Here is a 9,528-nt window from a genome sequence, read left to right as displayed (position 1 = left end):
TGGTCGTCACACGCCATTCTTCAAAGGCTACCGTCCACAGTTCTACTTCCGTACTACTGACGTGACCGGTACCATCGAACTGCCAGAAGGCGTAGAGATGGTAATGCCAGGCGACAACGTGAACATGGTTGTAACCCTGATTCACCCAATCGCGATGGACGACGGTCTGCGTTTCGCAATCCGTGAAGGCGGCCGTACTGTAGGCGCTGGTGTTGTTGCTAAAGTTATCGCTTAATCGCGAATAATTTTTCGACACAAAAAAGGGCACTTCGGTGCCCTTTTTTTATGCAATTTGTACAAATCTTAATTGAAATAAAAACCATTCCTATTTAGACTCAATGCATTGGTTAAGAAGTGAGTCTCTCTATGTATGTATGTCTGTGTAATGCGGTGACTGACAAAGCGATCCGTAATGCGGTGCGTCAGCACAATCCCCATACCATGAAGCAGCTGCGTGAACTTGTGCCGATTGGTACCGATTGTGGGAAGTGCGTTCGTCAGGCAAGACAGATTATGGTGGAGGAACACGGAACTATCATCCCAATGCATGAAGTTGCCTAACAAAGGGTAAGGTTATTTTTGACTCTTGGCTTACAGGTTCTACACTTTTAGAACTGGCCAGGAGGAGTTACCTATGAAAGGCGATAAAAAGATCATTGCTCACCTCAACAAACTGCTCGGCAACGAGCTGGTTGCCATCAATCAATATTTCCTGCACGCTCGCATGTTCAAGAATTGGGGTTTAATGCGCCTCAACGACAAGGAATATCATGAGTCGATCGACGAAATGAAACATGCCGATCGCTACATCGAGCGTATCCTGTTCCTGGAAGGGATACCGAATCTGCAAGATCTCGGCAAGCTGAACATCGGCGAAGACATTGAAGAGATGCTGCGTTCCGATCTGGCGCTGGAGCTGGCGGGCGCCAAGAACCTGCGCGAAGGCATCGCCTATGCCGATTCGATCCACGATTACGTCAGCCGCGATTTGATGATTGATATCCTGGCCGATGAAGAAGAGCATATCGACTGGCTGGAAACGGAGCTGGATCTGATTGCCCGTCTCGGAATTCAGAACTATGCCCAGGCCCAGATTTTAGAGCGCAAAGAGTAAGCCAGCCTTCCGTTCGTCATCGCCTCTCCTGCCGGCGGCCGTTTTTACGGTGGGGCAGGGGAGCTGCCCGCCAAGCATAATTCATACCTTGATCGCCACCTTCATCCCGCGACCGTCGCTGAAGGCGCAAAAATGACGATTTCCTGAGCATATTTCCAACTGCGGCTTGCTTCCTGGGCCATTTTGCGTATAATGCGCGGGCTTACCTAATCTTGGTAAGCCTGATTTTAGCGAATCAGTCGATTGGCAGGCCTTTTTTGCCTTTCGAACAATACTCCCGATATGGGGGTTATATGTTGACGATTACACTCCCCCATCAATCGAAATGGGTGTGAGGAGTAATTATTTACGTTTATAAATAATTGGAGCTCTGGTCTCATGCAGAACCAAAGAATCCGTATCCGCCTGAAAGCGTTTGATCATCGTCTGATCGATCAATCAACCGCGGAAATCGTCGAGACTGCAAAGCGCACTGGTGCGCAAGTCCGTGGTCCGATCCCGCTGCCAACTCGCAAAGAGCGCTTTACCGTCCTGATCTCTCCGCACGTCAACAAAGACGCGCGCGATCAGTACGAGATTCGCACTCACAAGCGTCTGGTTGACATCGTTGAGCCAACCGAGAAAACCGTTGATGCTCTGATGCGTCTGGATCTGGCTGCCGGTGTAGACGTGCAGATCAGCCTGGGTTAATCAGGTCATTGAGCGATTGAGAGGTTGAAACAATGATTGGTTTAGTCGGTAAAAAAGTGGGTATGACCCGTATCTTCACTGAAGATGGCGTTTCTATCCCAGTAACCGTAATTGAAATTGAAGCGAACCGCGTGACTCAGGTTAAAAGCCTGGACACCGACGGTTACCGTGCCGTTCAGGTTACCACTGGTAGCAAAAAAGCTAACCGTGTAACCAAGCCGGAAGCGGGCCATTTCGCTAAAGCTGGCGTTGAAGCTGGCCGTGGTCTGTGGGAATTCCGCCTGGAAGAAGGTCAGGAGTTTGCTGCAGGTCAGGAAATTAGCGTAGAAATCTTCGCTGACGTTAAAAAAGTCGATGTTACCGGTACTTCTAAAGGTAAAGGTTTTGCTGGCACTGTTAAGCGCTGGAACTTCCGTACCCAAGACGCTACCCACGGTAACTCCTTGTCTCACCGCGTTCCGGGTTCTATCGGTCAGAACCAGACTCCGGGCAAAGTGTTCAAAGGCAAGAAAATGGCTGGCCACCTGGGTGATGAGCGCGTAACCGTTCAGAGCCTGGACGTAGTACGTGTTGACGCTGAGCGCAACCTGCTGCTGGTTAAGGGTGCTGTACCGGGCGCAACCGGTGGCAACCTGATCGTTAAACCAGCTGTGAAGGCGTAAGGGGATAGCAATGGAATTAGTATTGAAAGACGCGCAAAGCGCGCTGACTGTTTCCGAAACTACCTTCGGTCGTGATTTCAACGAAGCGCTGGTACACCAGGTTGTTGTTGCTTATGCAGCAGGTGCCCGTCAAGGTACCCGTGCTCAGAAGACCCGTGCTGAAGTAACTGGTTCCGGCAAAAAGCCATGGCGTCAGAAAGGCACCGGCCGTGCGCGTTCAGGTTCTATCAAGAGCCCGATCTGGCGTTCAGGCGGCGTGACCTTTGCTGCTAAGCCACAGGACCACAGTCAGAAAGTAAACAAAAAGATGTACCGCGGCGCGCTGAAAAGCATCCTGTCCGAACTGGTACGTCAAGATCGTCTGATCGTTGTCGAGAAGTTCTCTGTAGAAGCGCCTAAAACTAAGCTGCTGGCACAGAAACTGAAAGATATGGCTCTGGAAGACGTGCTGATCGTGACCGGTGAACTGGATGAGAATCTGTTCCTGGCAGCTCGCAACCTGTACAAGGTTGACGTGCGCGATGTAGCAGGTATCGATCCGGTTAGCCTGATCGCCTTCGACAAAGTGGTTATGACTGCTGATGCTGTGAAGCAAGTTGAGGAGATGCTGGCATGATCCGTGAAGAACGTTTGCTGAAAGTGCTGCGTGCACCGCACGTATCTGAAAAAGCATCCGCTGCGATGGAAAAAAGCAACACCATCGTTCTCAAAGTTGCCAAAGACGCGACCAAAGCAGAAATCAAAGCTGCAGTGCAGAAACTGTTTGAAGTCGAAGTCGAAGACGTGAACACCCTGGTTGTTAAAGGGAAAGTGAAACGTCACGGTCAGCGTGTTGGTCGTCGTAGCGACTGGAAAAAAGCTTACGTCACCCTGAAAGAAGGCCAGAATCTGGACTTCATCGGCGGCGCAGAGTAAGTCGGAGGAGTAAGAACAATGGCAATTGTTAAATGTAAACCTACATCTCCGGGTCGTCGCCACGTTGTTAAAGTGGTTAACCCTGAGCTGCACAAGGGTAAACCTTATGCCCCGCTGCTGGAAAAACTGAGCAAAAGCGGTGGTCGTAACAACAATGGCCGTATCACCACCCGTCATATCGGTGGTGGCCACAAGCAACATTATCGTCTGGTTGACTTCAAGCGCAACAAAGACGGTATCCCTGCTGTGGTTGAGCGTCTGGAGTACGATCCGAACCGTTCCGCGAACATCGCGCTGGTTCTGTACAAAGACGGCGAACGCCGTTACATCCTGGCGCCGAAAGGCCTGAAAGCTGGTGACCAGATTCAATCTGGCGTTGATGCTGCAATCAAAGCAGGTAACACCCTGCCGATGCGCAACATTCCAGTTGGTTCAACGGTTCACAACGTAGAAATGAAACCAGGCAAAGGCGGCCAGATGGCTCGCTCCGCTGGTGCCTACGTTCAGATCGTTGCTCGTGATGGTTCCTACGTAACTCTGCGTCTGCGCTCCGGCGAAATGCGTAAAGTTCCAGCTGATTGCCGCGCCACCCTGGGTGAAGTCGGTAACGCTGAACACATGCTTCGCGTTCTGGGTAAAGCAGGTGCTGCACGTTGGCGTGGTGTTCGTCCTACCGTTCGCGGTACGGCGATGAACCCGGTAGATCACCCGCACGGTGGTGGTGAAGGTCGTAACTTTGGTAAGCACCCGGTAACTCCGTGGGGCGTTCAGACCAAAGGTAAGAAGACCCGTAGCAACAAGCGTACTGATAAGTTCATCGTACGTCGCCGTAGCAAAAAATAATTAGAGGATAAGCCATGCCACGTTCTCTCAAGAAAGGTCCTTTTATTGACCTGCACTTGCTGAAGAAGGTAGAGAAAGCGGTGGAAAGCGGTGACAAGAAGCCTTTGCGCACTTGGTCCCGTCGTTCAACGATCTTTCCTAACATGATCGGTTTGACCATCGCTGTCCATAATGGTCGTCAGCACGTACCAGTGTTCGTTTCCGATGAAATGGTCGGTCACAAACTGGGTGAATTCGCGCCGACTCGTACTTATCGCGGCCATGCGGCTGATAAAAAAGCTAAAAAGCGCTAAGGTAGGAGGAAGAGATGGAAACTATCGCTAAACATCGCCACGCTCGTTCTTCTGCTCAGAAGGTTCGCCTTGTTGCTGACCTGATTCGCGGTAAGAAAGTGTCGCAAGCTCTGGAAACTCTGACCTACACCAACAAGAAAGCTGCTGGTCTGGTTAAGAAAGTGCTGGAGTCTGCCATTGCTAACGCAGAACACAACGATGGCGCTGACATCGATGATCTGAAAGTTACGAAAATCTTCGTAGACGAAGGCCCAAGCATGAAGCGCATTATGCCGCGTGCAAAAGGTCGTGCAGATCGCATCCTGAAGCGCACCAGCCACATTACTGTGGTTGTGTCCGATCGCTGAGACTCTGGAGACTAGCAATGGGTCAGAAAGTACATCCTAATGGTATTCGCCTGGGTATTGTCAAACCTTGGAACTCTACTTGGTATGCGAATACCAAAGAATTCGCTGACAACCTGGACAGCGACTTTAAAGTTCGTCAATTCCTGACTAAGGAACTGTCGAAAGCTTCCGTTTCTCGCATCGTTATCGAGCGTCCTGCGAAGAGCATCCGTGTGACCATTCACACTGCTCGCCCAGGCATCGTTATCGGCAAGAAAGGTGAAGACGTCGAAAAACTGCGCAAGGTCGTAGCGGACATCGCTGGCGTTCCTGCACAGATCAACATCGCCGAAGTCCGTAAACCGGAACTCGACGCTAAATTGGTTGCTGACAGCATCACTTCTCAGCTGGAACGTCGCGTTATGTTCCGTCGTGCTATGAAGCGTGCAGTACAGAACGCAATGCGTCTTGGCGCTAAAGGTATCAAAGTTGAAGTAAGCGGCCGTCTTGGCGGCGCTGAAATCGCACGTACCGAATGGTACCGCGAAGGTCGTGTTCCATTGCACACTCTGCGTGCGGACATCGACTACAACACATCTGAAGCGCACACCACTTATGGTGTAATCGGCGTTAAGGTATGGATCTTCAAAGGTGAGATCCTGGGTGGTATGGCTGCAGTTGAACAACCGGAACCGGCTGCTCAACCTAAAAAGCAGCAGCGTAAAGGCCGCAAGTAAGGAGAGTCGCTGATGTTACAACCAAAGCGTACAAAATTCCGTAAGGTGCACAAGGGCCGCAACCGTGGTCTGGCGCAAGGTACGGATGTTAGCTTCGGCACTTTCGGTCTGAAAGCTGTTGGCCGTGGCCGTCTGACTGCTCGTCAAATCGAAGCAGCTCGTCGTGCAATGACTCGTGCAGTTAAGCGTCAAGGCAAGATCTGGATCCGTGTATTCCCGGACAAACCGATCACCGAGAAGCCGCTGGAAGTGCGTATGGGTAAAGGTAAGGGTAACGTGGAGTATTGGGTTGCCCTGATCCAGCCTGGTAAGGTCCTGTACGAAATGGACGGCGTGCCAGAAGAGGTTGCCCGCGAGGCATTCAAACTGGCAGCAGCGAAACTGCCGATCAAAACCACCTTTGTAACTAAGACGGTGATGTAATGAAAGCACAAGAGCTGCGTGAAAAAAGCGTTGAAGAGCTGAATGCCGAGCTGCTCAACCTGCTGCGTGAGCAATTCAACTTGCGCATGCAGGCGGCCAGTGGCCAGCTGCAACAAACTCACCTGTTGAAACAAGTGCGTCGTGACGTCGCACGCGTTAAGACTTTACTGACTCAAAAGGCGGGTGTGTAAATGACTGAAGTTATCCGTACCCTGCAGGGTCGTGTTGTTAGCGATAAAATGGAGAAATCCATCGTTGTTGCTATCGAGCGTACTGTGAAGCACCCAATCTACGGGAAATTCATCAAACGTACGACCAAGCTGCACGTACATGACGAGAACAACGAATGTGGTACCGGCGACGTGGTAGAAATCCGCGAATGCCGCCCACTGTCCAAGACCAAGTCCTGGACGTTGGTTCGCGTTGTAGAGAAAGCGATTCTGTAATAGAGTAGCTGGCTCTCACTTAATAAACGGCTCAGAAAATGAGCCGTTTATTTTTTCTACCCATACCAAGTAAGCGGTGTTATAATGCTGCGCCCTCGGTTATGGGGCTTTTCAACGGCCTAATTTTACTTGGGTCTTTAAAGTAGTAGTTGACATTAGCGGAGCACTAAAATGATCCAAGAACAGACTATGCTGAACGTCGCCGACAACTCCGGTGCACGTCGCGTAATGTGTATCAAGGTTCTAGGTGGCTCGCACCGTCGCTACGCAGGCGTCGGCGACATCATCAAAATTACCATCAAGGAAGCAATTCCTCGCGGTAAGGTGAAGAAAGGCGATGTTCTGAAGGCGGTAGTGGTGCGCACCAAGAAGGGTGTACGTCGCCCGGACGGTTCTGTCATTCGCTTCGATGGCAATGCATGCGTTATTTTGAACAATAACAGCGAGCAGCCAATCGGTACGCGTATTTTTGGGCCGGTAACTCGTGAACTGCGTAATGAGAAGTTCATGAAAATTATCTCTCTGGCACCAGAAGTACTCTAAGGAGCGAACATGGCAGCGAAGATCCGTCGTGATGACGAAGTTATCGTGATTACCGGGAAAGACAAAGGTAAGCGCGGTAAAGTAAAAAATGTCCTGTCTGCTGGCAAGGTCATTGTTGAAGGCATCAACCTGGTTAAGAAACACCAGAAGCCGGTTCCGGCTCTGAACCAACCAGGCGGCATTGTTGAAAAAGAAGCTGCAATTCAGGTTTCTAACATTGCTATCTTCAACGCGGCTACCGGCAAGGCTGACCGTGTAGGTTTTAGATTCGAAGACGGCAAAAAAGTCCGTTTCTTCAAGTCTAACAGCGAAACTATCAAGTAATTTGGAGTAATACGATGGCGAAACTGCATGATTACTACAAAGACGAGGTAGTTAAACAACTGATGTCTCAGTTTAACTACAATTCTGTCATGCAAGTCCCTCGGGTCGAGAAGATCACCCTGAACATGGGTGTTGGTGAAGCGATCGCTGACAAGAAACTGCTGGATAACGCAGCAGCGGATCTGGCAGCTATCTCCGGTCAAAAACCGTTGATCACCAAAGCCCGCAAATCTGTTGCAGGCTTCAAAATCCGTCAGGGCTATCCGATCGGCTGTAAAGTAACTCTGCGTGGCGAACGCATGTGGGAGTTCTTTGAGCGTCTGATCTCCATTGCTGTTCCACGTATCCGTGACTTCCGTGGCCTGTCCGCTAAGTCATTCGATGGCCGTGGCAACTACAGCATGGGTGTGCGTGAGCAAATCATCTTCCCAGAAATCGACTACGACAAAGTCGATCGCGTACGTGGTCTGGATATTACCATCACCACTACCGCGCAATCTGATGATGAAGGCCGCGCGCTGCTGGCTGCTTTTAACTTCCCGTTCCGCAAGTAAGGCAGGGTTAACTTATGGCTAAGCAATCAATGAAAGCACGCGAAGTCAAGCGCGTGAAATTAGCTGACAAGTTCTTTGCTAAACGCGCTGAACTGAAAGCTATCATCTCTGATGTGAACGCATCCGACGAAGATCGTTGGAATGCTGTTCTCAAGCTGCAAACTCTGCCGCGTGATTCCAGCCCGTCTCGTCAGCGTAAACGCTGCCGCCAAACTGGCCGTCCACATGGTTATGTGGGCAAATTCGGGTTGAGCCGTATTAAGCTTCGTGAAGCCGCTATGCGCGGTGAAGTACCAGGCTTGAAAAAGGCTAGCTGGTAATTACCAATTGAATCACGGGAGTAAAGACAGATGAGCATGCAAGATCCGATCGCGGATATGCTGACCCGTATCCGTAACGGTCAAGCCGCGAACAAAGTTGCGGTCACCATGCCTTCCTCCAAGCTGAAAGTGGCAATTGCCAACGTGCTGAAGGAAGAAGGTTTTATTGAAGATTTCAAAATCGAAGGCGACGCCAAGCCTGTTCTGGAACTGGTACTGAAGTACTTCCAGGGCAAAGCTGTGGTAGAAAGCATTCAACGTATCAGCCGTCCAGGTCTGCGCATCTACAAGAAAAAAGATGAGCTGCCAAAAGTTATGGCCGGTTTGGGTATCGCTGTTGTTTCTACCTCTAAAGGTGTTATGACCGATCGTGCAGCTCGCCAGGCTGGTCTGGGTGGCGAGATTATCTGCTACGTAGCTTAATTCGGGAGGAAAGAATGTCTCGTGTTGCAAAAGCACCCGTCGTCATTCCTGCCGGCGTAGAGGTAAAACTCAACGGTCAGGTTATTTCGATTAAGGGTAAGAACGGCGAGTTGACTCGTACTATCCACGACGCCGTTGAAGTGAAGCAAGAAGCTAACGCACTGACTTTCGCTCCGCGCGAAGGTTTTGCTAACGCATGGGCCCAAGCGGGTACCACGCGCGCTCTGCTGAACGCAATGGTTGTTGGTGTTACCGAAGGCTTCACCAAGAAGCTTCAACTGGTAGGTGTTGGTTATCGTGCTGCCGTTAAAGGCAACGTGGTGAATTTGGCCCTGGGCTTCTCTCACCCTATCGATCACCAGCTGCCGGCAGGTATCACTGCTGAATGCCCAAGCCAAACTGAAATCGTGCTGAAAGGCGCTGATAAGCAGGTAATTGGCCAGGTAGCAGCAGATCTGCGCGCTTACCGTCGTCCTGAGCCTTACAAAGGCAAGGGTGTTCGTTACGCCGACGAAGTCGTGCGTACCAAAGAGGCTAAGAAGAAGTAAGGTAACACTATGGATAAGAAATCTGCTCGTATCCGTCGTGCGACCCGCGCACGCCGCAAGCTCCAAGAGCTGGGTGCAACCCGCCTGGTGGTACATCGTACCCCGCGTCACATTTACGCACAGGTGATTGCTCCAAACGGTTCTGAAGTACTGGTAGCCGCTTCTACTTTAGAAAAAGCTATCGCGGAGCAACTGAAGTATTCCGGTAACAAAGACGCAGCAGCAGCCGTAGGTAAAGCTCTGGCTGAGCGCGCGTTGGAAAAAGGGATTGCGAAAGTATCCTTTGACCGTTCCGGTTTCCAATATCATGGTCGAGTCCAGGCACTGGCAGATGCTGCCCGTGAAGCTGGCCTTCAGTTCTAAGGAA

The 9,528-nt window shown here is 50.8% G+C and carries 20 protein-coding genes and 1 pseudogene; all 21 read left to right on the top strand.

Features of this window, described 5'->3' with window-relative positions:
• A pseudogene (tuf, locus tag IMX17_RS24975) lies at positions 1–235 on the top strand (elongation factor Tu); the annotation flags it as partial.
• A gap of 131 nt (positions 236–366) precedes the next feature.
• Positions 367–561 carry a bacterioferritin-associated ferredoxin gene (gene bfd, locus IMX17_RS24970; protein WP_182265806.1) on the top strand — a complete coding sequence of 65 codons (195 nt, stop codon included), beginning with the start codon at positions 367–369 and terminating at the stop codon, positions 559–561.
• A gap of 73 nt (positions 562–634) precedes the next feature.
• Entirely contained in the window at positions 635–1,114 is a 480-nt protein-coding gene (bfr, locus tag IMX17_RS24965) for a bacterioferritin (RefSeq protein WP_004929784.1), read from the top strand.
• Positions 1,115–1,492: 378 nt separating this feature from the next.
• Complete coding sequence (rpsJ, locus tag IMX17_RS24960; RefSeq protein ID WP_001181005.1) at positions 1,493–1,804, top strand: 30S ribosomal protein S10; 312 nt, start codon at positions 1,493–1,495, stop codon at positions 1,802–1,804.
• A 32-nt stretch (positions 1,805–1,836) separates the two neighbouring features.
• Positions 1,837–2,466, top strand: coding sequence for a 50S ribosomal protein L3 (rplC, locus tag IMX17_RS24955; protein ID WP_015379265.1), 630 nt, complete (start codon positions 1,837–1,839; stop codon positions 2,464–2,466).
• 10 nt (positions 2,467–2,476) lie between these two features.
• The gene (rplD, locus tag IMX17_RS24950; RefSeq protein WP_046898648.1) at positions 2,477–3,082 is read left to right on the top strand and encodes a 50S ribosomal protein L4; all 606 of its coding nucleotides are present in this window, start codon (positions 2,477–2,479) and stop codon (positions 3,080–3,082) included.
• A complete protein-coding gene (gene rplW / locus IMX17_RS24945) occupies positions 3,079–3,381 on the top strand; it encodes a 50S ribosomal protein L23 (protein ID WP_004951179.1) in 303 nt (100 codons plus the stop codon). Before rplD ends, rplW begins: the two co-directional genes overlap by 4 nt.
• Positions 3,382–3,399: 18 nt before the next feature.
• Positions 3,400–4,224: a 50S ribosomal protein L2 gene (rplB, locus tag IMX17_RS24940; RefSeq protein WP_004929775.1), complete on the top strand. Its 825-nt coding sequence runs from the start codon at positions 3,400–3,402 to the stop codon at positions 4,222–4,224.
• A gap of 14 nt (positions 4,225–4,238) precedes the next feature.
• Entirely contained in the window at positions 4,239–4,517 is a 279-nt protein-coding gene (gene rpsS, locus IMX17_RS24935) for a 30S ribosomal protein S19 (RefSeq protein ID WP_004929772.1), read from the top strand.
• A gap of 14 nt (positions 4,518–4,531) precedes the next feature.
• On the top strand, positions 4,532–4,864 hold the full coding sequence (rplV, locus tag IMX17_RS24930) for a 50S ribosomal protein L22 (RefSeq protein ID WP_002223844.1): 333 nt from the start codon (positions 4,532–4,534) through the stop codon (positions 4,862–4,864).
• Positions 4,865–4,881: 17 nt separating this feature from the next.
• The gene (rpsC, locus tag IMX17_RS24925) at positions 4,882–5,580 is read left to right on the top strand and encodes a 30S ribosomal protein S3 (protein WP_004929766.1); all 699 of its coding nucleotides are present in this window, start codon (positions 4,882–4,884) and stop codon (positions 5,578–5,580) included.
• A gap of 12 nt (positions 5,581–5,592) precedes the next feature.
• Complete coding sequence (rplP, locus tag IMX17_RS24920; RefSeq protein WP_004929764.1) at positions 5,593–6,003, top strand: 50S ribosomal protein L16; 411 nt, start codon at positions 5,593–5,595, stop codon at positions 6,001–6,003.
• Entirely contained in the window at positions 6,003–6,194 is a 192-nt protein-coding gene (rpmC, locus tag IMX17_RS24915) for a 50S ribosomal protein L29 (protein ID WP_004929762.1), read from the top strand. Before rplP ends, rpmC begins: the two co-directional genes overlap by 1 nt.
• Positions 6,195–6,449 carry a 30S ribosomal protein S17 gene (rpsQ, locus tag IMX17_RS24910; protein ID WP_004929760.1) on the top strand — a complete coding sequence of 85 codons (255 nt, stop codon included), beginning with the start codon at positions 6,195–6,197 and terminating at the stop codon, positions 6,447–6,449.
• 171 nt (positions 6,450–6,620) lie between these two features.
• Positions 6,621–6,992, top strand: coding sequence for a 50S ribosomal protein L14 (gene rplN / locus IMX17_RS24905; protein ID WP_000613954.1), 372 nt, complete (start codon positions 6,621–6,623; stop codon positions 6,990–6,992).
• A 9-nt stretch (positions 6,993–7,001) separates the two neighbouring features.
• Positions 7,002–7,316, top strand: coding sequence for a 50S ribosomal protein L24 (gene rplX, locus IMX17_RS24900; protein ID WP_004929758.1), 315 nt, complete (start codon positions 7,002–7,004; stop codon positions 7,314–7,316).
• A gap of 14 nt (positions 7,317–7,330) precedes the next feature.
• Complete coding sequence (rplE, locus tag IMX17_RS24895; protein ID WP_038871757.1) at positions 7,331–7,870, top strand: 50S ribosomal protein L5; 540 nt, start codon at positions 7,331–7,333, stop codon at positions 7,868–7,870.
• Positions 7,871–7,884: 14 nt separating this feature from the next.
• Positions 7,885–8,190 carry a 30S ribosomal protein S14 gene (gene rpsN / locus IMX17_RS24890; RefSeq protein WP_004929754.1) on the top strand — a complete coding sequence of 102 codons (306 nt, stop codon included), beginning with the start codon at positions 7,885–7,887 and terminating at the stop codon, positions 8,188–8,190.
• 30 nt (positions 8,191–8,220) lie between these two features.
• Entirely contained in the window at positions 8,221–8,613 is a 393-nt protein-coding gene (rpsH, locus tag IMX17_RS24885) for a 30S ribosomal protein S8 (protein ID WP_004929753.1), read from the top strand.
• Positions 8,614–8,627: 14 nt separating this feature from the next.
• Positions 8,628–9,161, top strand: coding sequence for a 50S ribosomal protein L6 (rplF, locus tag IMX17_RS24880; RefSeq protein ID WP_004929751.1), 534 nt, complete (start codon positions 8,628–8,630; stop codon positions 9,159–9,161).
• Positions 9,162–9,170: 9 nt separating this feature from the next.
• Complete coding sequence (gene rplR / locus IMX17_RS24875) at positions 9,171–9,524, top strand: 50S ribosomal protein L18 (RefSeq protein ID WP_004929748.1); 354 nt, start codon at positions 9,171–9,173, stop codon at positions 9,522–9,524.
• Positions 9,525–9,528 lie beyond the last annotated feature (4 nt).

It is taken from the genome of Serratia sp. X3 (assembly GCF_014982455.1).
Lineage (GTDB): Bacteria > Pseudomonadota > Gammaproteobacteria > Enterobacterales > Enterobacteriaceae > Serratia > Serratia ureilytica.
This window is presented reverse-complemented; position numbering and strand designations above follow the sequence as displayed.